This is a genomic window from Actinosynnema sp. NPDC037264 (assembly GCF_055603705.1).
On sequence record NZ_JBVJVK010000001.1, the window covers coordinates 439,230 to 463,709 of the forward strand.

Annotated in this window: 24 protein-coding genes; 11 read left to right on the forward strand and 13 right to left on the reverse strand. The window is 72.0% G+C overall.

The genetic code is table 11. From position 1 onward, the window contains the following. Positions 1-33 precede the first annotated feature (33 nt). A complete protein-coding gene (locus ACZ7GX_RS02165; protein ID WP_498771838.1) occupies positions 34-1,005 on the reverse strand; it encodes an NAD-dependent epimerase/dehydratase family protein in 972 nt (323 codons plus the stop codon). Between the two features lie 155 nt (positions 1,006-1,160). Here ACZ7GX_RS02165 and ACZ7GX_RS02170 point away from each other — a divergent pair, with 155 nt between their 5' ends. From ACZ7GX_RS02170 to purL, 4 genes are all read left to right on the forward strand, one after another. Next, positions 1,161-1,694, forward strand: a complete 534-nt coding sequence (locus ACZ7GX_RS02170) for a DUF3800 domain-containing protein (protein ID WP_498771840.1) — start codon at positions 1,161-1,163, stop codon at positions 1,692-1,694. Between the two features lie 228 nt (positions 1,695-1,922). Continuing rightward, positions 1,923-2,162 (forward strand): phosphoribosylformylglycinamidine synthase subunit PurS, encoded by a 240-nt coding sequence (gene purS, locus ACZ7GX_RS02175; RefSeq protein ID WP_033428368.1) that lies wholly within the window; start codon positions 1,923-1,925, stop codon positions 2,160-2,162. Beyond that, positions 2,159-2,830: a phosphoribosylformylglycinamidine synthase subunit PurQ gene (gene purQ / locus ACZ7GX_RS02180; protein ID WP_498771842.1), complete on the forward strand. Its 672-nt coding sequence runs from the start codon at positions 2,159-2,161 to the stop codon at positions 2,828-2,830. Before purS ends, purQ begins: the two co-directional genes overlap by 4 nt. Then, a complete protein-coding gene (gene purL, locus ACZ7GX_RS02185) occupies positions 2,830-5,091 on the forward strand; it encodes a phosphoribosylformylglycinamidine synthase subunit PurL (protein ID WP_498771844.1) in 2,262 nt (753 codons plus the stop codon). Before purQ ends, purL begins: the two co-directional genes overlap by 1 nt. 45 nt (positions 5,092-5,136) lie before the next feature. Here the strand turns inward: purL and ACZ7GX_RS02190 are convergent, their stop codons facing one another. The 3 genes from ACZ7GX_RS02190 to ACZ7GX_RS02200 all read right to left on the reverse strand — a co-directional run bounded on the left by ACZ7GX_RS02190 (position 5,137) and on the right by ACZ7GX_RS02200 (position 7,780). Beyond that, positions 5,137-5,931: a lysozyme gene (locus ACZ7GX_RS02190; protein ID WP_498771846.1), complete on the reverse strand. Its 795-nt coding sequence runs from the start codon at positions 5,929-5,931 to the stop codon at positions 5,137-5,139. A gap of 109 nt (positions 5,932-6,040) precedes the next feature. After that, complete coding sequence (locus ACZ7GX_RS02195; RefSeq protein WP_498771848.1) at positions 6,041-6,853, reverse strand: lysozyme; 813 nt, start codon at positions 6,851-6,853, stop codon at positions 6,041-6,043. Positions 6,854-6,934: 81 nt separating this feature from the next. After that, positions 6,935-7,780, reverse strand: coding sequence for an aldo/keto reductase (locus tag ACZ7GX_RS02200; protein WP_498771850.1), 846 nt, complete (start codon positions 7,778-7,780; stop codon positions 6,935-6,937). Positions 7,781-7,917: 137 nt separating this feature from the next. Here ACZ7GX_RS02200 and ACZ7GX_RS02205 point away from each other — a divergent pair, with 137 nt between their 5' ends. Then, positions 7,918-8,802: a LysR family transcriptional regulator gene (locus tag ACZ7GX_RS02205; protein WP_498771852.1), complete on the forward strand. Its 885-nt coding sequence runs from the start codon at positions 7,918-7,920 to the stop codon at positions 8,800-8,802. Here the strand turns inward: ACZ7GX_RS02205 and ACZ7GX_RS02210 are convergent. Further along, on the reverse strand, positions 8,746-9,708 hold the full coding sequence (locus ACZ7GX_RS02210; RefSeq protein ID WP_498771854.1) for a pentapeptide repeat-containing protein: 963 nt from the start codon (positions 9,706-9,708) through the stop codon (positions 8,746-8,748). The genes ACZ7GX_RS02205 and ACZ7GX_RS02210 overlap by 57 nt on opposite strands. Before the next feature lies 1 nt (position 9,709). Next, positions 9,710-10,828 (reverse strand): pentapeptide repeat-containing protein, encoded by a 1,119-nt coding sequence (locus ACZ7GX_RS02215; protein WP_498771856.1) that lies wholly within the window; start codon positions 10,826-10,828, stop codon positions 9,710-9,712. A 146-nt stretch (positions 10,829-10,974) separates the two neighbouring features. On the opposite strand from ACZ7GX_RS02215, the gene ACZ7GX_RS02220 reads away from it, so the two are divergent. Continuing rightward, a complete protein-coding gene (locus tag ACZ7GX_RS02220) occupies positions 10,975-11,796 on the forward strand; it encodes an SAM-dependent methyltransferase (protein ID WP_498771858.1) in 822 nt (273 codons plus the stop codon). A 96-nt stretch (positions 11,797-11,892) separates the two neighbouring features. After that, on the forward strand, positions 11,893-14,052 hold the full coding sequence (locus tag ACZ7GX_RS02225; protein WP_498771860.1) for a putative bifunctional diguanylate cyclase/phosphodiesterase: 2,160 nt from the start codon (positions 11,893-11,895) through the stop codon (positions 14,050-14,052). Here ACZ7GX_RS02225 and ACZ7GX_RS02230 read toward each other — a convergent pair. Beyond that, positions 14,049-14,831, reverse strand: a complete 783-nt coding sequence (locus ACZ7GX_RS02230; protein ID WP_498771862.1) for a hypothetical protein — start codon at positions 14,829-14,831, stop codon at positions 14,049-14,051. The genes ACZ7GX_RS02225 and ACZ7GX_RS02230 overlap by 4 nt on opposite strands. A gap of 115 nt (positions 14,832-14,946) precedes the next feature. Between ACZ7GX_RS02230 and ACZ7GX_RS02235 the strand changes: the two genes are divergently transcribed. Further along, complete coding sequence (locus ACZ7GX_RS02235) at positions 14,947-15,306, forward strand: DUF2563 family protein (protein ID WP_498771864.1); 360 nt, start codon at positions 14,947-14,949, stop codon at positions 15,304-15,306. Then, positions 15,303-17,285 carry an alpha/beta hydrolase gene (locus ACZ7GX_RS02240; protein ID WP_498771866.1) on the forward strand — a complete coding sequence of 661 codons (1,983 nt, stop codon included), beginning with the start codon at positions 15,303-15,305 and terminating at the stop codon, positions 17,283-17,285. Before ACZ7GX_RS02235 ends, ACZ7GX_RS02240 begins: the two co-directional genes overlap by 4 nt. Here ACZ7GX_RS02240 and ACZ7GX_RS02245 read toward each other — a convergent pair. The 6 genes from ACZ7GX_RS02245 to ACZ7GX_RS02270 form a co-directional block, all read right to left on the reverse strand. After that, positions 17,282-17,623, reverse strand: coding sequence for a hypothetical protein (locus ACZ7GX_RS02245; protein ID WP_498771868.1), 342 nt, complete (start codon positions 17,621-17,623; stop codon positions 17,282-17,284). The two genes, ACZ7GX_RS02240 and ACZ7GX_RS02245, sit on opposite strands and share 4 nt — an antisense overlap. Before the next feature lie 14 nt (positions 17,624-17,637). Then, positions 17,638-18,015, reverse strand: coding sequence for a sterol carrier family protein (locus tag ACZ7GX_RS02250; protein WP_498771870.1), 378 nt, complete (start codon positions 18,013-18,015; stop codon positions 17,638-17,640). Positions 18,016-18,090: 75 nt separating this feature from the next. Further along, entirely contained in the window at positions 18,091-18,897 is an 807-nt protein-coding gene (locus ACZ7GX_RS02255) for an ESX secretion-associated protein EspG (RefSeq protein WP_498771872.1), read from the reverse strand. A gap of 77 nt (positions 18,898-18,974) precedes the next feature. Continuing rightward, on the reverse strand, positions 18,975-20,318 hold the full coding sequence (locus ACZ7GX_RS02260) for a PPE domain-containing protein (RefSeq protein WP_498771874.1): 1,344 nt from the start codon (positions 20,316-20,318) through the stop codon (positions 18,975-18,977). A gap of 37 nt (positions 20,319-20,355) precedes the next feature. Beyond that, positions 20,356-20,748 (reverse strand): transcriptional regulator, encoded by a 393-nt coding sequence (locus ACZ7GX_RS02265; RefSeq protein WP_498771876.1) that lies wholly within the window; start codon positions 20,746-20,748, stop codon positions 20,356-20,358. Between the two features lie 107 nt (positions 20,749-20,855). Next, on the reverse strand, positions 20,856-21,440 hold the full coding sequence (locus ACZ7GX_RS02270) for a DUF3558 domain-containing protein (RefSeq protein WP_498771878.1): 585 nt from the start codon (positions 21,438-21,440) through the stop codon (positions 20,856-20,858). A 98-nt stretch (positions 21,441-21,538) separates the two neighbouring features. Here ACZ7GX_RS02270 and ACZ7GX_RS02275 point away from each other — a divergent pair, with 98 nt between their 5' ends. Then, positions 21,539-23,386, forward strand: coding sequence for a glycoside hydrolase family 15 protein (locus ACZ7GX_RS02275; protein WP_498771880.1), 1,848 nt, complete (start codon positions 21,539-21,541; stop codon positions 23,384-23,386). Further along, a complete protein-coding gene (locus ACZ7GX_RS02280; protein ID WP_498771882.1) occupies positions 23,383-24,405 on the forward strand; it encodes an alcohol dehydrogenase catalytic domain-containing protein in 1,023 nt (340 codons plus the stop codon). The genes ACZ7GX_RS02275 and ACZ7GX_RS02280 overlap by 4 nt, the downstream gene beginning before the upstream one ends. The last annotated feature ends 75 nt before the right edge of the window (positions 24,406-24,480 follow it).

A 24,480-nucleotide genomic window follows, 5' to 3' on the forward strand; every position in this document is an offset into this window, starting at 1 on the left:
AGTCCTACTCCGGTCACCCGGCCCGCGTCTCGCTCAGCCGACGTCGTGCAGCAGCGCGTCCTCCACCTCCGGCGGCAGGCCGGCGCGTCGGGCGCGGTCGGGGCCGAGGGCCCGTTCGTACGCCAACGCGTCCACCGCCGTCTCGGCCGTGGCTCGGACGCGCAGCCCGGCGGCCAGCGCGGGGCCCGCGTCGCGGAACATCATCGCCCGGTGCGTCGGCGGCAACCACAGCGGCAGGGACCGCGGCCCCACCCACGGCTCGACCTCGTGCCGCTGGAGGACGGGCTGGGGTATGCGGACCAGCACGGTGCCCGGCGGCGCCACGGCGCCCGCGATCTCGCCCAGGACCAGCGACAACGGGTTGGCCGGCCCGATCGCGTCGTAGGTGCCGGTGGTGCGCTGCTCGGCGGCGTCCACGATCCAGGCGGCGAGGTCGCGCACGTCGACGTGCTGCGCCGGCTGGTCGGGCGCGTCGGGAACGGCGACCCGGCCGCCCCGGGACAGCCGGCCCGGCCAGTACCCGAACCGGTCGCTCGGGTCGCCGGGGCCGGTGATGAGGCCGGCGCGGACGATGAAGGCGCGGTCGCCGACGGCGTCGCGGACGGCGTGCTCACCGGCCACCTTGATCGCGCCGTAGCGGTCGGACGACATCGGCGCGTCGGGGTCGTCCTCCAGCGGGTCCAGGGTGGCCGTGGTGCCGGGGACGGAGTGGTCGGCGTAGACGGAGCAGCTGGAGACGAACGTCCAGTGCTCGGCGGTCACCGATCTCAACGCCCGGCGGACCCAGGTGACCGACATCTTGGCCACGTCCACCACGGCGTCGAAGTGCGCGCCCTCCAGCGGCCCCAGGTCGACGTCCCGGTCCACCGGCACGAGCACCGCGCCGCCGGGCACCCGGCCGGACTCCCCGCGTGCCGCGCAGACCACCTCGTGCCCCCGCCGCACCGCTTCGGCGGCCGTCGCCTTGCTGAGGAACACCGTCCCACCGAGCACCAGGATGCGCATGATCCCCACCCTGCGGTGCCACCCGCCCGCCCGCCACCACGTCCGCCCACAGCGAACGCCCGACTTGGCCGGTGGTACCAGGGCTCCCGTCGAACGCACGTTCGGGCGGACTCGCTCCAGTCGTGTCGATCCGGTGCCGATCCACCACCGTGAGTGTGCACGCATTCGTGGACGAGTCCCGGCGAAACGACACGTACTACCTGGCAGCGGCCATAGTGCGGCCCGGAGATCTCAGGCGCTTGAGGTCAGGGCTTCGCAGCCTGCTGTTCCCGGGCCAGAGGGAACTGCACTTCTGCAAGGAGAAACAGGCGCGGCGCAAACTGCTGCTGTCGAGGATCGCCGAGTCGGGCGTCCGGGTCGACATCTACCGGGCAAGCTGCCGCCGAGGCGAGGAACGCGCTCGGCAAGAGTGCCTGGCGAGACTGACGAACGACCTGCTCGACCTCGAGGGCAGGCGATTGGTGTTGGACAGTCGTGAAGAGCGGAATGCCCACGACGAGCTGACCATCCGCATCGCGCTGGGCAAGCGGGCTCGCGAAACGGGACTCGTGTACGAGCACCTCACCAGCGTGGAGGAACCGCTGCTCTGGCTGGCGGACATCGCCGCTTGGTGCCAGGGTGCCGGTGGTGATTGGGCTCGGCGTGTCGCACCGGTGATCGGTTCGGTGATCCGGCTCGACTGGCCCTAGATAGCGCGAAGCGCGGCCGCCCACCGTCCGGAGGGGGACCGCGCTCACTTCCTCGGCTTACGGGCCGAAGCTGCGATCAGGTTAGCAGGAACCGGCCCTGAAACGCCGCATCACGATCGGGTGATTCGAGGTGAACGTGTGCTGCCCACCACGTGCGAAGTTGATGAACACACAGGTCAGGTAGGCTCCGCGAGTACCGCCAGCCCTCCTAGCTTGGAGCAGCCTGTCGTGGCCCGAGTCGTCGTCGACGTCATGCCGAAGCCCGAAATCCTCGACCCGCAAGGACAGGCGGTGGCCAACGCGCTGCCCCGCCTCGGGTTCGACGGAATCACCAGTGTCCGCCAGGGCAAGCACTTCGAGCTGGAGGTCGCCGACGACGTCGACGACGCCACGCTCGCCAAGATCGCCGAGACCTTCCTCGCCAACCCCGTGATCGAGGACTGGGTCGTGAGGCGGGTCGAGGCATGAGGGTCGGGGTCATCACGTTCCCCGGCACGCTGGACGACGTCGACGCCGAGCGCGCGGTCCGGTATGCGGGCGGGGAGGCGGTCAAGCTCTGGCACGCCGACCACGACCTGAAGGACGTGGACGCGGTCATCGTGCCCGGTGGGTTCTCCTACGGCGACTACCTGCGCTGCGGCGCGATCGCCCGGTTCGCCCCGGTCATGCAGGAAGTCGTGGACGCGGCGAGGAAGGGCATGCCGGTCCTGGGCATCTGCAACGGCTTCCAGATCCTCTGCGAGGCGCACCTGCTGCCCGGCGCGCTCATCCGCAACCACAAGCTGCACTTCGTGTGCCGCGACCAGTGGCTGAAGGTGGAGAACAACTCCACCGCCTGGACGGGCCGGTACGACCAGGGCGCGGAGATCCTCGTCCCGCTCAAGTCCGGCGAGGGCGGCTACCAGGCCGACCGGTCCACGCTGGACGAGCTGGAGGGCGAGGGCCGGGTGGTGTTCCGCTACGTCGGCGAGAACCCGAACGGCTCGCGCAACGACATCGCGGGCATCACCAGCGCCAACGGCCGGGTCGTCGGCCTGATGCCGCACCCGGAGCACGCGATCGACGCGCTCACCGGGCCGACCGACGACGGCCTCGGCATGTTCCTGTCCCTCGTCGACTCGGTGGTGAAGGCCTGATGACCGTCGACACCGTCAAGCACGCGGAGAGCACGCCCGACCAGGAGCAGCCCTACAAGGAGCTGGGCCTGAAGGACGACGAGTACGCCCGCATCAAGGACATCCTGGGCCGCCGCCCCACGGACGCCGAGCTGGCCATGTACTCGGTGATGTGGAGCGAGCACTGCTCCTACAAGTCGTCCAAGGTGCACCTGAAGTACTTCTCCGAGACGACCACCGACGAGATGCGCTCGAAGATGCTCGCGGGCATCGGCGAGAACGCGGGCGTGGTCGACATCGGCGACGGCTGGGCGATCACGTTCAAGGCCGAGAGCCACAACCACCCGTCCTACGTCGAGCCGTACCAGGGCGCGGCGACGGGCGTGGGCGGCATCGTGCGCGACATCCTCGCGATGGGCGCGCGTCCGCTGGCCGTGATGGACCCGCTGCGGTTCGGCCCGGCCGACGCGCCGGACACCCGCCGCGTGCTGCCGGGCATCGTGGCCGGCGTCGGCGGCTACGGCAACTGCCTCGGCCTGCCCAACATCGGCGGCGAGGTCGTGTTCGACGCGACCTACGCGGGCAACCCGCTGGTCAACGCCCTGTGCGTGGGCGCGATGCGGGTCGAGGACCTGCACCTGGCGCACGCCTCCGGCACCGGGAACAAGGTCATCCTGTTCGGCGCCCGCACGGGCCTGGACGGCATCGGCGGCGTGTCCGTGCTGGCGAGCGAGACGTTCGACGACACGGCGGGCAAGCGCAAGAAGCTGCCCAGCGTGCAGGTCGGCGACCCGTTCACCGAGAAGGTGCTGATCGAGTGCTGCCTGGAGCTGTTCGCCGAGCGCATCGTCGTCGGCATCCAGGACCTCGGCGGCGCGGGCCTGGCGTGCGCGACGTCGGAGCTGGCCAGCGCCGGTGACGGCGGCATGCGCGTGCACCTGGACCGGGTGCCGCTGCGCGCCGCGGGCATGACGCCGGCGGAGATCCTGTCCAGCGAGTCGCAGGAGCGCATGTGCGCGGTCGTGCGGCCCGAGGACCTGGACGCGTTCATGGCGGTCTGCGCGAAGTGGGACGTCATCGCGACCGAGATCGGCGAGGTCACCGAGGGCGACCGGCTGGTGATCACCTGGCACGACGAGGTCGTGCTGGACGTGCCGCCGCGCACGGTGGCGCACGAGGGCCCGGTGTACGACCGGCCGATCGAGCGCCCGGCCGACCAGGACGCGCTGCAGGCCGACGTGCCGGACCGGCTGGCCCGTCCCACCGAGGACGAGCTGCTGCCGCTGATCAAGTCCATGGCCGCGTCGCCGAACCTGGCGTCGAAGCGGTGGGTGACCCAGCAGTACGACCGGTACGTGCGCGGCGGCACGGTGCTCGCCCAGCCCGCCGACTCGGGCATGATCCGGATCGACGAGTCGACCAACCGGGGCGTGGCGCTGTCCACGGACTGCAACGGCCGCTACACCAAGCTGGACCCGTACGCGGGCGCGCAGCTGGCGCTGGCCGAGGCGTACCGGAACGTGGCCACCACGGGCGCCACGCCGGTCGCGGTCACGAACTGCCTGAACTTCGGCTCGCCGGAGGACCCGGCGGTGATGTGGCAGTTCGAGCAGGCCGTGAAGGGCCTCGCGGACGGGTGCGTCGAGCTGGGCATCCCGGTGACCGGCGGCAACGTCAGCTTCTACAACCAGACCGGTTCGACGGCGATCCTGCCGACGCCGGTGGTGGGCGTGCTCGGCGTGATCGACGACGTCCGCCGCCGCATCCCGACGGGGATCGGCGCGGAGGCGGGCGAGACGCTGCTGCTGCTCGGCGAGACGCGCGCGGAGTTCGGCGGCTCGGAGTGGGCGCACGTCGTGCACGGGCACCTGGGCGGCCTGCCGCCGAAGGTGGACCTGGCGCGGGAGAAGCTGCTCGGCGAGGTGCTGGTGGCCGGCTCGCGCGACGGCATGCTGTCCGCCGCGCACGACCTGTCCGACGGCGGCCTGGCGCAGGCGCTGGTGGAGACCTGCCTGATCGGCGAGGTCGGCGCGCGGGTGTTCCTCGAGGGCGACAAGTTCACCGCGCTGTTCAGCGAGTCGACGGCCCGCGTGCTGGTGGCCGTGCCGCGCACGGAGGAGCTGCGGTTCACCGACATGTGCACCGCGCGCGGCCTGCCGTGGCGCAAGGTCGGCGTGGTGGACCCGGAGTCCGACGCGCTGGAGATCCAGGAGCTGGGCTCGCTGCCGCTGGCCGAGCTGCGCGAGGCCTGGGAGGGCACCCTCCCGGCGCTGTTCGACTGAGCGGGGAGTGGCCGGCCGGGGCGTACCCGGCCGGCCACCTCGTGCTCAGCCGTTGGCCAGTGCCTGGAGCCGGTCGTAGGCGCCGTTGAACTGGTTCTGGTCGATCGGCGAGGACGAGTACTGCCAGAACGTGTAGAACGGCCACGCGTACGGCAGGGTGCCGACGGTGGACGAGTAGCGCGCGACCCACAGCGGGTTGGTGGAGCTGAAGTCGCCGCTCACGCACTGGCTCCACCAGCTCGTGGACGTGTAGATGACCGGCCAGCGGCCGGTGCGGGCCTGGTAGCGGTCGCTGAACGACTTGATCCAGGCCGTCATGCTCGCCTTGGACAGGCCGTAGCACGTGGAGCCGTAGGGGTTGTACTCCATGTCCAGCGCGCCGGGCAGGGTCTTGCCGTCCCGCGACCAACCGCCGCCGTTGTTGACGAAGTAGTCGGCCTGGGTGGCGCCGGCGGACCGGTCCGGCAGCGCGAAGTGGTACGCGCCGCGGATCATGCCGACGTTGTAGGACCCGTTGTACTGCTGGGCGAAGTACGGGTTGCGGTAGGTGGTGCTCTCGGTCGCCTTGACGTAGGCGAACCGCTTGCCCTGGCCCCACCAGTAGTTCCAGTCGACGTTGCCCTGGTGCCCGCTGACGTCGATGCCGTACACGACGGCCTGGGCGCTCGGGTCGGTCGGGATGGCGATGCGCCGGCCGCCGCCGCCTTCGTGCTTGGCGATCTGCGAGCCCATGGCGTGGTCTTCGACGACGGGTGCGGCCTGCGCGGTGCCGGTCAAGCCGAGCACGGCCAGTCCGACGCAGGTCACCAGAGCAGTGGCGGTACGTGCGAGGTTGTTCATGGTGACTCCTCGAGTCAGTGCAGGGAGTTGACTCGTTGGGCAGTGTGCTGCACCTCTAACCAGTTCACCAGGGTTCTTGTGAATTAGTCACGAAAACGGAGCAACGGCGCTACCCGAGTGCCACCCTGAGCAACTGTTCGTCGTTGCCGTTGAAGAGGTTCTGGTCGCCGGGGAACACCCCGGCGGCCTGCCACTGCCAGATCGTCTGGTAGTCCCACCCGTGCGGCAGCGGCCCGAGCGCGTCGGCGTAGTGCGCCACCCACAGCGGGCTCGTGTCGCCGAACCGGTCCGACTCGCCGACGCACCGGTTCCACCAGCTCGTGGACGTGTAGATGGTCGGGTGCCTGCCGGTCCGCTGCACGAAGCGGTCGCTGAACGCGCGCACCCACGCGCCCATCCCGGCCTGGTCCAGGCCGTAGCACGTGTCGCCGTACGGGTTGTACTCCAGGTCGACCGCGCCGGGCAGCGTCTTGCCGTCCCGCGACCAGCCGCCGCCGTTGGCCGCGAAGAACTCGGCCTGCGTCGCGCCGTCCGACCGGTCCGGCAGCGCGAAGTGGTACGCGCCGCGGATCATGCCGACGGCGTGGGAACCGTCGTACTGCTGGGCGAAGTGCGGGTTGAGGTACCCGGTGCCCTCGGTGGCCTTGACGTAGGCGAACCGCGCGCCGTCCGCCCACGCCTTCTCCCAGTCGACGTCACCCTGGTGGCTGCTGACGTCCATGCCGGGCACGGAGTCCGCCGTCCGCGGCCGGTGCTGCGCGGTGCGGTTCCCGCCCTCGTGCTTGGCGATCTGCGAGCCCGCGAAGTGGTCCGCGGAACCTTCGGGCAGCGCGTCGGCGACGGGCGCCGGCACGACCGCCAACGTGATCGTGAGGACACCCAGTCGGGTGATCAAGCTGTGCAGTCGGGTGTGCGCCGCCATCAACGCCCCCATTCGGTCGGCAGTGCTGGTACGTCCGGCCTAGATCGTCAGGCCGGACGTCCGCCGCCGCATCCGCAGGAGTCACCCGTCCAGGCGCTTCAGCTCCTCCTCCGACAGCCGCAGGTGCACGGCGTCGGCCGAGTCGGCGATGCTCGCCGGCCGCGACGAGCCCGGGATCGGCACGACCTGGGGCGCCTTGGCGAGCATCCACGCCAGGCACACCTGCTGCGGGCTCACCCCGTGCGCCCGGCCGACCTCGGCGAACGCGCCGAACCGCTCACCCAGCTGCCCGGCCGCGCTCATGCCGCCCAACGGGCTCCACGGCAGGAACGCGATGTCCAGCTCGGCGCACAGCTCCAGTTCCGGCTCGCTTCCGCGGAACGCGGGCGAGAACTGGTTCTGCACGCTCGCCAGCCGGCCGCCCAGGACCTCGTCGGCTTCCCGGATCTGCGCGGGGTTGAAGTTGGACACGCCCGCGAGCTTGATCTTGCCCGCGTCCAGCAGCTCGGCCAGCGCGCCGACGGACTCGGCGGTCGGCACCGCCGGGTCGGGCCGGTGGAACTGGTAGAGGTCGATCGCGTCCACGCCGAGGCGGCGCAACGACGCCTCGCACGCCGCCTTCAGGTACTCCGGCCGCCCGTCGACCTCCCAGCCGCCGCCGGGCACGCGGGTGTGGCCGCCCTTGGTGGCGACCATGACGCCGTTCACGCCCTTCAGCGCCTCGGCGATCAGCTCTTCGTTGTGCCCGAAGTCGCGGTCGTCGGCCGAGTACGCGTCCGCCGTGTCGATCAGCGTGACGCCCTTGTCCAGCGCCGCGCGGATCGTCCCGATCGCCTGGGCGCGATCGGGTCGGCCCTCCAGCGACATCGGCATCGCGCCCAGGCCGATGGCACTGACCTCGACTCCTCCGATTCGGCGAGTCAGCATGGTGGGCATCCCTCCTGTGTCGGATCGCCGCCGCTCCGCGACCTCGTGTCGTCCTTGTGCACGCCCAGCTTGAGCGGTAGGCATTAAGCTGTCCAACAGAAGAAGCTGATGCCATTCAGCAGTACGGGTGATGAATCGTGGAACTCCGGCAGCTCGAGTACTTCGTGGCCGTGGCCGAGGAGTGCCACTTCACCCGTGCCGCCCGGCGCATGCACGTGGCCCAGTCCGGGCTCTCCGCGTCGATCCGGGCGCTGGAGGTGGAGCTGGGCGCGCCGCTGTTCGTGCGCAGCACCCGGCAGGTCGAGCTGACCCAGGCCGGCCGCGCGCTGCTGGTCGAGGCGCGGCGCGTGCTCGGCACGATCGACGCCGCGCGGGACGCGGTGGCCGCGGTGCAGGGGCTGCTGCGCGGCACGCTGGCCGTCGGCAGCATCCAGTGCCTGCACGCCGTGCACCTGCCCGCCGTGCTGGCCCGGTTCCACGAGCTGCACCCCGGCGTCGAGCTGCGGTTGCGCCAGGCGGGCTCGGGCGAGCTGGTGGACCTGGTCCGCGCCGGCCGGCTGGACCTCGCGTTCGTCACGTCCGGGCGGGTGGGCGATGACCTGTCGGTGTCCACCCTGTCGAGTGAACCGCTGGTGCTGGCGTGCGCGCCGGAGCTGCCGTTCGCCGAACGGGAGTCCGTGCGGCTGGCCGAGCTGGCCGGTCAGCCGTTCGTCGACTTCAACCCCGACTGGGGCACGCGCGACGACGTGGACCGCGCGCTGGCCACCGCCGGCGTGGACCGGAGGGTGGCGGTCGAGGTCAACGACGTGCACTCGCTGCTGGACTTCGTCGGCTTCGGCCTCGGCGTGGCGCTGGTGCCGGCGTCGTTCGCGGCCAAGCAGACCCGGGCGCGGTTCGTGGAGCTGGTCGACGCGCCGACCGCCGAGACCGCCGTGGTCACCGCGCCGACGGTGAGCGCGGCGGCGTCAGTCCTGCTGGACATGGTCCTGGAGGCGGGCCGGGGGCTGCCCGTCGCCGGTTAGCGGCCAGCCCGCCGGGTCGTTGCGGAACGCGGTGCCCGCCAGCACCTCCAGCGTGCCGACCAGCCGCGCCGGCGGTTGCGGCGACACGTGCAGGAAGGTGCCGACCTGCGCGCCCGTGACGTTGACCTCCCCCTTGAACGTGGTGTCCTGGAACGAGATGCCGCCCTCGAACCTCCCGTCCCGGAAGTTCACCCGACCGTGGAACGTGGCGCCGGAGAACAGCGCGGGCTTGCCCAGCTCGGCCTCCCCGAACTGCGTGATCCCGTAGAACTGCGCCCGTCGGGCGACCAGCCGGCCGAACCGGCGGCCCTCCAGCCGGAAGTGCACGAGCTTCGCCCCGGTCAGGTCCAGGTGGTACCGCAGGTCGTCGGTGTCCTCGCCCCACGGCAGCATGTCCGTGATGAGCCGTTGCGCGGTCATCCGGACGGTCATCTCGTGGTCGTGGGCCGGGTCGACCTTGCGCGTCTTGCCGAAGAAGGCCTGCTCCGGGTCTTCGGGTTTCTCGTCGATCGCCTCGTGCTCGAACGGCCGCCGCAGGTACGCGCACAGCACGCTCAGCACGGTCTGCTTGTAGCGCGGCGTGGTGTGGGCCAGGCTCGCGAGCACGTGCATGGCGCCCACCCTGACCTGGTCGGCTTCGTTGCCGAGCAGCTCGACGGCCCGCGCGAACCGCTCGTCGGCGACCTTCTCGCTCTCCAGGTCGTGCCGCGCCTCCTCGGTGCGCCGCCGGCGGTCGTTGAGCCACAGCGCGTACAGCGCCACGACCGCGCCGCCGGCCAACCCGCCGGTCTTGATCGCCTCCGCCTTCGGCTGCCTGGGGTCGACCAGGACGAGCAGGGCGGTCGTCGCGACCGTCACCACGACCGCGGCGAGCACGCTCGCCACCAACAACCAGCGTCCCGACACGTCAGCTCCTGACCAGTCCGAGGCCGCTGTCGTCGCGGCGCTCCACCGCCCAGCCGTCGGGCAGGGCGTTCTCGTGCTCCAGGGACACGTACATGGCGTGCGTGCGCGCTCGCTGGGGTTTCGCCAACCCCAGGTGCACACCGCCGCGGAAGTTGGCGTCCGCGAAGTCGATCGGCTCCGCGAACTCGCAGTCCGCGAACTTCGCCGGCGCGGTGAACCTGACCCCGGCGAACTTGTTCGGGCCGAGGAACCTCGTGGCGGTGAAGTCGGCGGTGTCGTGGCACCTGAACCGGCTGAACCACGCCTTGCCGTGGAAGACCATGTCGTGCAGGTGCAGCCGCCCGTCGCTGACCGCGTCGGTGAACCAGGCCCCGCCGTGCACGACCGCGTGGTGCGCCGAGTTCGACTCCCGCAGGTGCGCCGCCCGCAGCACGAGGTCGCCGACCTGGCGGTGGGACAGGTCGAAGTACTCCAGGTGCGCCCTGGTCAGGTCCAGGTTGTAGTGGGGCGCGTCGGCGGTGCCGGCGCGGGGCAGCAGGTCGGCGATCAGGCGCTGGGCGGTGAGCCGGACCTCCAGCTCCCGCTCGTCCCGGGCCACCACGTCGTCGTCCGCGAGCGTCTCCTCGAACGGCCGCCGGAGGTACGCGCACAGCACGTCGAGCACGGTCTGGGTGTACTCGGCGCGCGACCGCGCCAGCCCCGCCAACCCGTGCATCGCGCCCACCCGGACCTGCTCCGCGTCGTGACCGAGCAGTTCAACCGATCGGGCGAACCGCTCGTCGGCGACCCGCGACCGATCGTGTTCGGCCCGCGCGTTCTCCAACGCCTGCCGCGCGGACTCGATCCGCTGCCGGTCCTCGTCCGTGCGCCGCCGGCGGTCGTTGAGCCACAGCGCGTACAGGGCGACGAGCGCGCCGCCCGCGAGCCCGCCGGTCTTGATCGCCTCGTGCTTCGGCGCGGTCGGGTCCACGGCGAACAACCAGCCCGTGACCAGCAGGAACGCGCCGATCGCACCGAGCAGGACGGGCTTGACCACACCGCGCTCGCGGCGGCGGCCGACCACGAGCCAGACCAGCGCCGCCACCGAGACGACCGCGCCCGCGATCCACAGGTGCTCCACAAGGCCATCATTCTTCCCGGTGATCAGATCCGAGGTGGGTGATTGAAGAACTCGCGCGATCCAACGGTGTGCTAACTCACCGGATTGGCCCATGATGTGGGTGTCACCGCAACGGTGGGACACGAGCACGTCGGAGGAGATTTCGAGTGGACAGCGTGGAGCGGCCCACCTGGGCGCCGGGCGACATCGATCTGGCCCGCCCGAGCATCGCGCGGGTCTACGACTACTGGCTCGGCGGCGCGCACAACTTCGCCGTCGACCGGGCGGTCGCCGACAAGGTCCTCGCGGACGTGCCGGTGGTCAAGAGCATCGTGCTCAACCACCGGGCGTTCCTGCGCCGGGCCGTGCGGTTCATGCTGTCGCGGGGCATCCGCCAGTTCCTCGACCTGGGCTCCGGCATCCCGACGGTCGGCAACGTGCACGAGATCGCCCAGGCCACCGACCCGTCCGCGCGCGTGGTGTACGTGGACATGGACGCCGTCGCGGTCGCGCACAGCCGGGCCATCCTCACCGGGAACGAGCTGGTGAACGTGCTGCAGACCGACGTGCGCGACGCCAAGCAGGTGCTGGCCTCGCCCGAGGTGCAGGGCCTGCTGGACTTCGACGAGCCGATCGGCGTGCTGATGATCGCGCTGCTGCACTTCGTGCCCGACGCCGAGGACCCCCGCGGGATCGTGGGCGACTACCGCGACGCCCTCCCGGACGGCAGCTACCTGGCGATCTCGCACGCCGGGTTCGAGGAAGGCGAGTGGGACCCCACGTGGGACGACGCGAAGAGCGTCTACGACCGGGGCGTCAGCGAGATGTGCTTCCGGCCGAAACGCGAGGTCGAGGCCATGTTCGACGGTTTCGAGCTGGTCGAGCCCGGGGTGGCGCGGCTGCCGCTGTGGCGGCCGGAGTCGCCCGACGACGTGGACGCCGACGCCGCCCACTTCATCAGCTTCGGCGGCGTCGGGCGGAAGGCCTGATGAGCGGCGACGACGCCGATCGCGGACCGGGCCGGGTTGTCGACCGCGCCCCGCGACCGGCCGTATCCTCTGGGTTGTGGCGGTAGGCCGGCGGACATGACGGAACAGGTTGACCATCGGGTGGCAGCACCGGGCCGATCGAACCTCGACCCCGCCGTACTGGCCGGGGCGGAGTCCTTCGCCCGCACCTGGGCCACCGCCGTCATCGGCAGCAGCTACGTCCCGATGACGCGGGCCGAGGTCGCCGAGCACCTCCAGGCGTTGACCGAGGTGCTGGTGCACGCCCTGCACGCCAGCCCGTTCCGCACCGCGCCCGGCTACGAGATCGGCGCACGCCTGGTCGAGGCGCACTTCACCGGCACCGACACGCTCGGCCGCACCGTGCAGCTGCTCGGCGACGACCTGCTCGGCGAGCTGAACATCCAGCCGGACGAGCTGATGCGGTCGCGGCTGGCCGCGTTGCAGGGCGCGTTGGCCGCCGGGTACGCCCGTGCGCTGCGCGAACGCACGCTGGCCGAGCAGGAGGCGATCCGCGCGGCCGTGCTGGACGCCCGTGACCAGGCCGAAGCCGCGTTGCGCGCGTCCGAGGCGCGGTTCCGGGCGATGTTCACCGAGGCCGCGATCGGCATCGGCATCGCCGACATCGAGGGCCGGATCCTGGACGTGAACCAGGCGTTGCAGGACATGCTCGGGTTCAGCGTCGAGGAGATGCGGCAGTACAACATCCGCGACCTGATGCACCCGGAGGACGGCGGCAGCGTCTGGCGGCTGTACGACCAGCTCACCGCGGGCGAGTGCGACCACTACCGGGCGGAGAAGCGGTTCCGCCGGGCCGACGGCGAGCAGGTGTGGACGCACCTGACGCTGTCGCTGGTGCGCGACGACCACGGCGACCCGCAGTACCAGGTGGCGATGATCGAGGACGTCACCGACCGCCACCTGCTGCAGAACCGGCTGCGCTACCAGGCGTTGCACGACCCGTTGACCGGCCTGCCGAACCGCGCGCTGTTCCTGGAGCGCCTCGGCCGGGTGTTCAACAACCGGGCGCGCCACCGCGCCGGCCTGTGCTACCTGGACCTGGACGGGTTCAAGGTGATCAACGACAGCCTCGGCCACGACATCGGCGACCAGTTGCTGGTCGAGGTCGGGCGGCGGCTTGACCACTCCGTGTCCGGCGAGGGCAAGCTCGTCGCCCGGATGGGTGGCGACGAGTTCGTCATCCTGGTGGAGGGCTCGCAGGACACGCAGGACATCGTCAACGTCGCCGACCGCGTGCTGCGCGAGCTGGAGTCGCCGATCCGGATCGGCGGACACGAGCTGACCGTGTCGGCGTCGATCGGCATCGTGGAGCGCGCGCTGTCGGGCACCACGGCGGCCGACCTGATGCGTGACGCGGACATCACGCTGTACTGGGCGAAGGCGGACGGCAAGTCGCGGTGGGCGCTGTACAACCCGGAGCGCAACGCCAAGGAGGTCGCCCGGTTCACCCTGTCGGCGACGATGCCGGCGGCGTTGGAGCGCGACGAGTTCTACGTGGACTACCAGCCGCTGGTGCGGCTGGAGGACAGCACCGTGGTCGGCGTGGAGGCGCTCGTGCGCTGGCAGCACCCGGAGTTCGGGCGGCTGGCGCCGGACCGGTTCATCGAGCTGGCCGAGGAGACCGGGCTGATCGTCCCGCTGGGCCGGTGGGTGCTGCGGCGGGCGTGCGAGCAGGCGCGGCGGTGGCTGCAGGAGTTCGGCGACTCCGCGCCGTTCGTGTCGGTGAACCTGGCCGTGCGGCAGTCCCGCGACCCGGAGCTGGTGCGGGACGTGAAGCGGATCCTGGACGAGTGCGCGCTGCCGCCCCACCACCTGCAGCTCGAGCTGACCGAGAGCGCGATCATGGGCACCGCCGACGAGCCGCTGGAGGCGCTGCGGGCGTTGTCGGAGATGGGCGTGCGGATCGCGATCGACGACTTCGGCACCGGCTACTCGAACCTCGCCTACCTCAAGCACCTGCCCGTGCACGAGCTGAAGATCGCGGGCTCGTTCATGGAGGGCCTGCGCGCGGCGGATGAGGAAGACGCGGTGGACGCCCAGATCGTGTCGACGCTCGTGCAACTGGCGCACGCGCTGCAACTGGGCGTCACCGCCGAGGGGGTCGAGACGCCGGCGCAGGCCAAGCGCCTGCACCGGATCGGCTGCGACACCGGCCAGGGCTGGTTCTTCGCCAAGCCGATGAAGCCGGAGGAGATCGACGAGCTGCTGCGCCGCTAGGCGGGCTCGCGGAGGGCGTGGCGGCCGGAGGTCGGCTCGGCGGCCGCGTGCCGTCCGGTGACGGGGTTCGCGTAAGCGGGCTCGTCGAGGTGGCCGGTGAAGTAGGTGCCGGCGTGCGCGGCCCGCGGCTCGACCCACGGTTGCGCCCACGCCTCCGTCCACGGCTCGGCCCACGACTCCGGCAACGGCTCCGTCCAGGAGTCCGCCCACGGCTGCGGCGACGGCCGGGACCACGCCTCCGTCCAGAGTTCCGGCGACGGCTCGGACCACGCCTCCGCCCACGGCTCCGGCGACGGCTCGGACCACGGCTCCGCCCATGATTCCGGCGACGCTTCGGGCCACGCCACGGGCCAGGTTCCGGGCTCCTCCGCCGACAGGTCGGGCGGCGCGCCGTTCGGCAAGGCGTAGTCGGTGGTGGGCGTCCGGTCGTCGTCCCACCGGTCGTCCTCGACCAGCTCAGGCTCTTCGGACTGGGCCATTCGGGGAGGTGGGTCCAGCGCGTCCCAGGCCGGCGGGCGGGACGTCTCGGGGTCGGGTCGCACCGGGATGGGCGGGTAGGGCACGGCGTCCACCGCGACCTCGGCGAAGCGGGCCACGAGGTAGTCCGCGAGCGCGGACTTCCAGCGCTGCCAACGGATCTGGCGAGGACTGAGCAGGCGGTGGCGTGCGCGGGGCCGTGTTCGGGTCAGGTAGGCGACGGCGAATCGGCGGAGGCGTTCCGCCGATTCGTGCAGGGCGATGACGACCATGAGCCCGGACGCCTGGAGCAACAATGTCATGTGTCAATGGTCGAACTGCTGTTCGACGCTGGCAAGATCACCTTTGAGTGATCACCGACGGGCGGATTTCTCCCCCTCCTGGACCAGTGGGGCGAGGGAACCGGGAGGGGTGAACGTGCGTCGCATTGCCGGCGGCAGGCGGCGCGAAGGGTGGGCGATCGTGTTCGGGGTGCGACCAGAGACGTTGCGCGAGGCGTCCAAGCAGTTCCACGAAGGCGCGGACGCGGCAGGCGACGGCGCGGAGATGATCTCCATGCTCAGGCTCGACGCCGACGCGCTCGGCCAGGTGCCCGCGGCGGCGGAGTTCGTCGACGCGCTGGCCAAGTGGTCCGGCGAGCAGTCCGACGACCTGCGCCGGGGCAGCGCCTGGTACCGGGACGCCGGTGACGGCCTCAACGAGAACGCCGACGCCTACCAGCGCGCGGACGACGACTCGAACACCTCGTTCCGCGGCATCGAAGGGGGCATGGCGTGAGCTTCACCGACCCTGAGGTCCTGTACGGGCAGCTGGCCGCGGGCGACGCGGGCCGGGTCGCGGCGGCCTCCGACCCCATCACCGGCGCGATGAGCGCCGTCGGCCGCGCGGGGCAGGCGGTCTCGTCGGGCGGCAGCACGGCCACCTCCAGCTGGCAGGGCGACGCCGCGGCGGGTTTCGGCGCGCGCGCCGAGCTGTCCGCGAAGTCCGCGACCGTGGCCGGCGAGCGGCTGGGCGCGGGCGCCGACATCGTCCAGGCCGCGTCCCGCGCCTACACCCAGATGCGCGGCAGCGCCGACCAGCTGATCGACTTCTGGCGCGGTCGCTCGCCCGCGTTGGACGAGGCGCAGACCCGTGAGCTGGCCAGCCGCGTCAACGAGCAGCTGAACAACGTCAAGACCGGCTACGAGCGCGTGCTCCGCTCCTACGCCGACGCGCTCACCAAGGTCCGGCCCGGCTTCGAGGAGACCGCGAGCAAGGACCCCGGCTGGAACACCGCCGTCGCGGCCATGCGCACGTCCGCCACCGTGCCCGGTCCCGGCACCGACCCCAAGCAGGTCGCCGCCTGGTGGAAGTCGTTGACCAAGGAGCAGCAGGACGAGCTGCTGCGCACCAAGTTCCAGGAGCTCGGCCAGCTGCGCGGCCTGCCGTCCGGCGTGCTGGACCAGGCCAACCGGATGCGCATCGCGGACGACCTCCAGCGCTTCGGCGACCAGCGCGACCAGCTCGACGCGCAGCTGGCCGAGCGGGCGCGGGAGCTGGGCCTCGACCCGAACAACTCCGACGACATGACCAAGCTCATGAACGACGAGCAGTACGCGTCGCTCAGCGAGCAGCGCCAAGAGGCCGCCACCAAGGCCGAGAACGCGCAGAAGGCCGCGGACAGCCTCGAGAACGCCGAGCAGATCGCCGTCGAGAAGGGCTGGGACGAGAGCGATGTCCGCCTCCTCGCCTACGACCCGTACGGCCCGCGTGGCGACGGCGGCATGGCGGTCGCGTACGGCGACCCGGACACCGCGAACAACCTCGCGGTCTGCGTGCCGGGCACCGGTTCGGACCTGGGCAGCTTCGGCCTCAGCCAGGCCGCGAACCTGCGCGAGCAGATGGGCGCGGACGGCAACGCCACCATCCAGTGGCTCGGCTACGACGCGCCCGGCTGGGCGATCGGCGAGGTCGACAACCCCGCGCAGGCCCGCGAGGGTGGCGCGAACCTCGTCGCCGACGTCAACGGCTACCGCGCCGCCGCCGAGGCCGCGGGCCACGACCCGCACGTGACCGTGATCGGCCACTCCTACGGCTCCACCACCGTCGGCTACGCGGGCATGAACGGCCTCGCCGCGGACGACATCGCGTTCATCGGCTCGCCCGGCGTCGGCGCGTCGAACGTCGACCAGCTCTCCGCGGGCCCCGGTCACGTCTACGTCGGCGCGACCGAGCACGACCCGGTCGTGCAGGGCACCAGTTCCAGCTGGTTCACCGAGGACGGCTCCTCGATCGGCCCGTACGACGACCGGTTCGGCGCGCGGACCTTCGGCACCACCGACGGCACGTCCCTGGTCGGCGCGCACTCCGAGTACTACACCGAGGGTTCGGAGTCGGTGCAGAACCTGGCCCGGATCGCGACCGGCGACGGCGGCTCGGTGACCTCGCAGGACTGGGACGAGAACCCGCTCGGCCCGTCGCTGCCCGGCTCGCACCTCCCCGGCGTCGGGCCGGTGGTGGACTTCGTCGGCGGCACGGCCGTCGGCGCGGCCGACCTGGCGAAGGACGCGGGCACCGGGCTCTGGAACGCCGGTCGCGACGCGGTCAACGGCAACTGGTCCGAGGCGGGCACCGGTCTGCTCAACACGGGCAAGGAGATCCTCAACGACGCCGGGGACGTGGTCGTGGGCGGTGTCGGCGACGTGGTCGAGCTGGGCCGCGACGCGGTCGAGGGCGTCGGCAAGGCCTGGGACAAGACCGTCGGGTCCTGGTTCTAGGCCAAGCGGCAAGGACCGACTTCGGACTCCGGTTCGAGGCCGTCGAGGTTGTTCTTCTCGACCTGGCGCACCTGGCAGATCACCGCGTCGCCGACCTTGATGCCGTCGGGGAAGCGGTCGATGTCGGCCCCGGCGGTCTTGAGGGACACCTTCGCGCCGGGGTCGTCCTGGTCCAGCGCGAGGACCACGTAGGGCGGGGACGTCTTCCCCGGGACGGTCTCGTGCTCGGGCGTGATCCGGGTGACCTTGAACCGGACCTCTTCCTCCCAGTCCGAGCTGCAACCGACGAGGAGGGTTCCGACCGCGAGGATGGCGAGACACGCCTTGAGCGCCTTCACGCGGTCGAGCTTAGCTAGAAGCGGAGCACCGGGAGCAGGGTTGAGAGATCGGCCCGGCTCCCGGACGCGGTGACCTTGGCGTCCGCCACCGCCTGGGCCCACCCGAGCCTGCCGACGGCCAGTTCCAGCCACGTGCGCGGGTCGGTCTCGACCACGTTCGGCGGCGTGCCGCGGGTGTGCCGGGGGCCCGCCACGCACTGCACGGCGGCGAACGGCGGCACCCGCACCTCCACGCTGCGGCCCGGCGCGACCTGCTCCAGCGTGCGCAGGCTCAGCCGCACGGCCGCGGCCAGCACCGGGCGGTCCGGCCGCTCGGCCTCGCCGGCGAGCCAGGGCAGCACGGCCTCGACCGCGGCGCGAACCTCGTGGGGGTCAACGGACTTCGACGGCACCCGCCCAGGCTATCGCCGCGCGCCGGGCCGTCGTCGGGCCCGGTGCCACGCGGATGACCACCCGTGGCGGCGGCGTCAGGACTTCGCGGCGCGCACCGCTTCGGCGAGCAGTTCCTCGACCTGGTGCGCGAGCCGGCGCGAGTCGGTCGGGCTGAACGTGCTCCACGGCGCGGTGCCGTTCGACGCCCGGCGCTGTTGCAGGTAGCGGCCGTCCTCGGTGTCGAAGAACGCGACCACGCGGTCCGGCCGGCACCGCTTGCCGTACTTGTCGCGGGCCGCCGCGCCGAAGTTGCCGGTGTGCACGAGCCCGGTGAACATCTTCACCAGCGTGACGGCGTCCTCCTGGCGCACGCCGTGCTGGCGCAACGAGTTCTCCAGGCTCTTGGGCGAGCCGTCGGACTTCTTGACCGCGGCCTCCAGGTCGGCGCTCGGCATGGTGACCGAGTGCCCGGTGCCTGCCGGGTGCGCGGGCAGCGCGCCCAGCACCGCCGACGGCAGGCCGCTGCCCGCCGCGCGCCGGAACGTGAGCCGGTCCCCGGTCAAGGTGGCCACCGCGCCCTCGTCGCCGTTGGCCACGGCCAGCACCCGCACGCTCTTGCCGATCCACACCCGGCCGTCGACCTCGCGTTCGGGCCTGCTGAACAGCCGCAGCAGGTAGTCCAGCTCCGGGTGCAGCCCGGTCGGGCCGCCGAGGCCGCGCGCGCCGATGCCCTGCCAGACGCGGCGTTCCAGGTCGGCGCGCTCGGCGTGGGTCTTGCCCGGCGACGGCACCTTGATCACCAACGGCATCTGGCCCAGGTCGAGGCGCTCCCAGAGCACGTCGAACTCCTCGGCCGAGAGCTCGATCGGCTCCCGCTCCGCGGACCCCCCGAAATACGTCACCGAAATCCCCGTCCCCTGAACGCCGGACACGGGCCCGCATCAGGTCGACGCGAGCCCGTGCACCGGAGGATCGAACCCTACTGAGGCGTTTCCCCGATCACCGGCGGCGCGACGAGCCGGTCGTCGCCGAACACGTCGTTCGTCTCGACCAGGTAGTCGGCTGCCTTGTGCTCGATGTCGTCCTCGCCGTTGCCGCCGTGCGCGCCGGCCGCCCCACCGGCCATGCCCGGACCGCCCGCACCCGGACGACCCGCCGCGCCGGGACCACCGGCGCCGGGACCGAAGCCGCCGACGCCCGCGGCGCCACCGCGACCGGGCACGCCGGCCGGGTTGCTACCGCCGGGCATGCCCGCGCCGGGCACGCCGGAACCGGGCATGCCGCCCATGCCGGGCATACCGGGACGCATGCCGCCGGGACCCTGCTGACCAGGGCCGGGCATGCCGGGCATACCCGGCATGCCGGGGCCGCGACCGGTCGGCAGACCGGGACGCGGCGGACCGCCGGGACCGGTCGGCACCCTCGGCGGGACCTGCGGGCCGTTGTTCGGCGGCTTCGGCGGGACCCACTGGGGAGGGGGCATCGGGCCGACGGGCGGCTTCGGCGGCAGGTTCACCGGGGGGTTGACCGTCGGCGGAGGCGTCGGCGTCGGCCCGCCGGTCGGCGGGGGCGCCCACGAGGTGTTCGTGTTGCCGCCGGTGCCGGGCACCAGGCCGGGCTGCGGCACGGGCGTGCCGGTCGACGGCGGGGCCCACGACGTGTTCGTGGTGCCACCGCTGTCGGCCGGCGGCGTCCAGGTCGGGGTGGCGTTGTAGTTCGCGCGCGTGTTGTTGAACTCGCCCGCGCCGGCGGGCGGCGGGGTGTCGATCACGACCTGCGGCGGCGGGACGAACTTGCCCAGCGTGTCGGCGTTCCACTCGCTGCTGGACTGGTAGTTGTTCATCACCTCGACAGCCTTGGCCTCGGCGTTGTCCTGCGCCGCTTCCTGCTGCTCGTGGTCCTGCTGCTGCTGGATGACGTGCATCATCCCGACCGGACCGGTCAGCCCGCCGAGGATCTTGTCGCCGAGCGACGGCGCCTCGGTGGTCACCGGGACCGGCTCGGGCATCTCCTTGCGGGCGTTCGCGATGTAGTCCGCCTGCAGCTGGGCGGAGGTCTCCATCGTGCTCGAACCCTGCTGGGCGTCCTCCGCCCACGCGGCGAGCGGCGACAGCGTGGCCGTCGTGGTGTCGGCGGTGTCGCCCTCCCAGCTCGCGCCGAGCTTGGCGAGCCCTTCCTTGATCGAGACGTCGATCTCGCCCAGGGTCTCGGACAGCGACTTCCAGGAGTCCTCGAGCGGCCGGGACGCGGCAACGCCCGGACCCTCGTTGATCATCCGGTAGAGATCGGGGTGGGCATACCCGCGCCAGCGGTGGTCACCCATCGTGCTCGCCCCCCTCGGGTGCGTAGGTCAGCAAGGTTCAGCCGTTGTGGATGCGTCCCCAGGACGCGGAGTTGTCGCCTTCGACCCGGCGGTAGTCGGCCTCGATCGCGGTGAGCTGGTCGACCACGCCCTTGAGCTGCTCGCGGTACGCCTTGAGCGCCACCACGCCGGCCGAGTCCCCGGACTTGAAGGTGTCCTGGTTGAACCGCTGCGCGGTCTCGTCGCTCACCGGGTCGCCCGCCCAGGGCTTCGCTTCGAGCTGCGTCATCGCGTTGGCGAGCTTCGTCTCGAGCTGGTCCAGCGCGTCCGAGAACACCTTGCGCGCGGCCGGGATCGCCGAGGGCTCGATGCTCAACTTGCGCTGCGCCCCGCTGTAGTCGGGCAGCGTCGTCGGCGTCGTTCCTCCGCCACCACCATCCGCGATGTACACGGCACACCCCTCCTCAGTGCTGCACATACCCCAGCGTGTGCATCTGGGACGACTTTAGCTCTGATGCATGACGCAGGTGACCGGTTCCACCTGCAAAGGGAATAGTTCTACTTGTTCACGTTGGCGACCACCGCGGCCGCGACCGGCTGGACGACCTGGCACAGGGTCGGGATGTCGGTCTCGTCGACGCTGGAGGCCTGCACGTCGACCACCTGGCCGTCCGAGACGTCCACCGTGACGGAGCAGGAGACGCCGAGCTGGGTCGTCGCCTCGATCATCAGCGCGGGGAAGCCGCCGACCTCCAGCTTGGTCACCTTGCCGACCGACTTGGCGTAGTCGTCGATGCCCGCCGTGGTGTCGGCGGTCAGGCCGACGAAGTACTTGCGGTCCTCGCGGCTGATCGTGCAGCTCTTCTTGTCCGGCTGCCCGCCCGGCTGCGGCGGCCGGTCCAGGCCGAACTCGGCGCGCTGGGCCTCGGTCAGCAGCGTGCACGGGTCCACGTCGTCGATGTTGATCGTCTTCGGGCGCTTGGCCGGCTCCTTCGTCGTCGAGGAGGGCTTGCCCGACCCGGACGCCTGGCCCGACGCGGTGGTCGTCGGCGTCGAACCACCGGGGTTGGCGGACCCGTCCGTGGCTTGCGAGCAGCCCCCGAGCAGGGCCAAGGCGGCGATGAGCGGCACGACACGGCGCATGAGGACCAACGTATCGGATCAACGTCACCCGCAAGGCGGGTTGGGGCAACCCGCGCGACAGCGCGCACGGCCGAACACGGGTACGTAGGGTCGGCGGCGTGGGAGACACGGGACCTGGACGGATCGAGGACTACGCGCTGCTGTCCGACCTGAGGACGGCGGCCCTGGTGGGACGGGACGGGTCGATCGACTGGCTGTGCATGCCGCGGTTCGACTCGCCGTCCTGCTTCTCCCGACTGCTCGGCACCGAGGACGACGGGCACTGGCGGATCGCGCCGACGGGCGAGGTGGTGTCGGTGCGACGGTCCTACCGGGACGGCGGCCTGGTGCTGGAGACCGAGTTCGAGACCGTGGACGGCGTGGTGCGGCTGATCGACACCATGCCGCCCGAGCAGGACGACTGGGACGCCGACACGCGGGTGGTGCGCGTGCTGGAAGGCGTGGCCGGGCAGGTCGAGATGTCGTTGCGGTGGGTGCTGCGCTTCGCCTACGGCGACTCGGTGCCGTGGGTGCGGCGCGGCGAGCGGGACGGGCAGGAGTGCATCGTCGCGCTCGCCGGACCGTCCGCGGTCGCGCTGTACGGCGACCGGCTGCCCTACCGGGTGCACGGCCAACGCGCGCACGAGGCGGAGTTCACCGTCTCGGCGGGCGAGCGGCTGTCGTGGGTGATGGAGTTCGCCTACTCGCCCGACGAGCCGCCCGCGCCGGTGGACGCGATGGCGGAGGTGGCGCGGTCGGAGGCGTTCTGGCTGGGCTGGTCGTCCCGGATCGGCTACGACGGTCCGCACGCGGAGGCCGTGCGGCGGTCGCTGATCACGTTGAAGGGCCTGTCGTACGCGCCGACCGGCGGGATCGTGGCCGCGCCGACCACGTCGCTGCCGGAGACGTTCGGCGGCGAGCGCAACTGGGACTACCGGTACTGCTGGCTGCGCGACGCCACGTTCACGTTGCTGGCGCTGGACAACTTCGGCTGCACGGACGAGGCGGCGGCGTGGCGGCGGTGGCTGCTGCGCGCCGTGGCGGGCGACCCGGCCGACCTGCAGATCATGTACGGCCTCGGCGGCGAGCGGCACCTGGTCGAGTGGGAGGTCGACTGGCTGCCCGGCTACCGGGGCGCGCGGCCGGTGCGGGTCGGGAACGCGGCCTACCGGCAGTTGCAGCTGGACGTGTACGGCGAGGTGATGGACGCGTTGCACCTGGCCCGGGAACGCGGCCTCGGCGAGACGCCGGACTCGTGGGCCATGCAGCGCGGCATGATGCGGCACCTGGAGAAGGTGTGGGAGCAGCCGGACAAGGGATTGTGGGAGGTGCGCGGCCCGGACCGGCACTTCACGCACTCGCGGGTGATGCTGTGGGTGGCGTTCGACCGGGCGGTGCGCGCGGTGGAGGAGCACGACCTGCCCGGTCCGGTGCAGCGGTGGCGCGAGCTGCGCGAGGCCGTGCACGCCGAGGTGCTGGCGAAGGGCTGGAACGCGTCGCTGGGCGCGTTCACCCAGTACTACGGCGGGACGGAGCTGGACGCGGCCACGCTGCTGATCCCGGCGGTCGGCTTCCTGCCCGGCGACGACCCGCGCGTCACCGGCACCCTCGACGCGATCTCGCGGGTGCTCAAGCGCGGCGACCTGGTCGACCGGTACGAGACGGGGCACGGCGAGTCCGAAGTGGACGGGCTGGTCGGCGTGGAGGGAAGCTTCCTGGCGTGCTCGTTCTGGTACGTCGACGCGCTGGCGCTGGCCGGGCGGCGCGAGGAGGCGCTGGCGATGTTCGACCGGCTCGTGGACCTGTGCAACGACGTGGGGCTGCTGGCGGAGGAGTACGACGCGGGCACCGGGCGGATGCTCGGCAACTTCCCGCAGGCGTTCAGCCACCTGGCGCTGGTGAACAGCGCGGCGGTGCTGTTCGGCGGCCACACCCGCGACGAACGCCACCGCGGCGGTGCGGCGTGAGGGCGGCGGAGGTCGTCCCCGGCGAGCCCTCGGCGTCACGGGTGGTGGACCGCGAGGTCGTCCCGGTCGACGGCGAGCTGCTGGTCGAGGGGCTGCTGGCGGGCGTGTGCGGCACCGACGTGGAGATCGTCCGCGACGGTTTCGGCTGGTTGCCGCCCGGTCGGGGGCACATCGTGCCGTTCCACGAGTCGCTCGGCCGGGTGATCGGCAGCCCGACGCCCGAGTTCGCGCCGGGCGACCTGGTGGCCGGGGTGGTGCGCCGGCCCGACCCCGAGCCGTGCCCGGCGTGCGCGGTGGACGCGTGGGACTTCTGCCGCAACGGCAAGTACACCGAGCGCGGCATCAAGGAGCTCGACGGGTACGGCATGCAGCGCTGGACCGTGCCGCCGAAGTTCGCCGTGCGGCTGGACCCGACCCTGGGTGACGCGGGCGTGCTGACCGAGCCCGCCTCGGTGGTGGCCAAGGCGTGGGCGCAGGTGTCGGCGGTGGCCGCGCGGTCGCACCTGCCGGTCCGGTCGGCGCTGATCACCGGCGCGGGGCCGATCGGCCTGCTGGCCGCGCTGCTCGGCGTGCAGCGGGGCTTGGAGGTGCACGTGGTCGACCGCGTCACCGAGGGCCGCAAACCCGACCTGGTGACCACGCTGGGCGCGACCTACCACCCCGACCTGGCCAAGGTCACCGCCGAGGTGGACGTGGCGATCGAGTGCACCGGCGTGCCGGCCCTGATCTGGGAGTGCGCCCGCCGCGCGTCGGTCACCGTCGTGGCGGGCATCTCGGGCGAGCACGACCCCGTGCCGCTGGACCCGGGCGTGTTCGACGGCATGGTGCTGGGCAACAAGACGGTCTTCGGCACGGTCAACGCGGGCCTGCCGGACTACCTCGCGGCCGCCGACGCCCTCGCCGAGGCCAGCCGACCGTGGCTGAACGGCCTGATCACCCGCCGCGTGCCCCTCGACCGCTTCACCGAGGCGCTGGAGCGGGAGCCCGACGACGTGAAGGTGGTCGTCGACCTGGCTTGACGCCGGTCCCGCCCGGCGGCGGTGCCGTCGTCCCGCCGGGCGACCCGGGCCCGTCCGCCCGTCGCCGGATCCCCA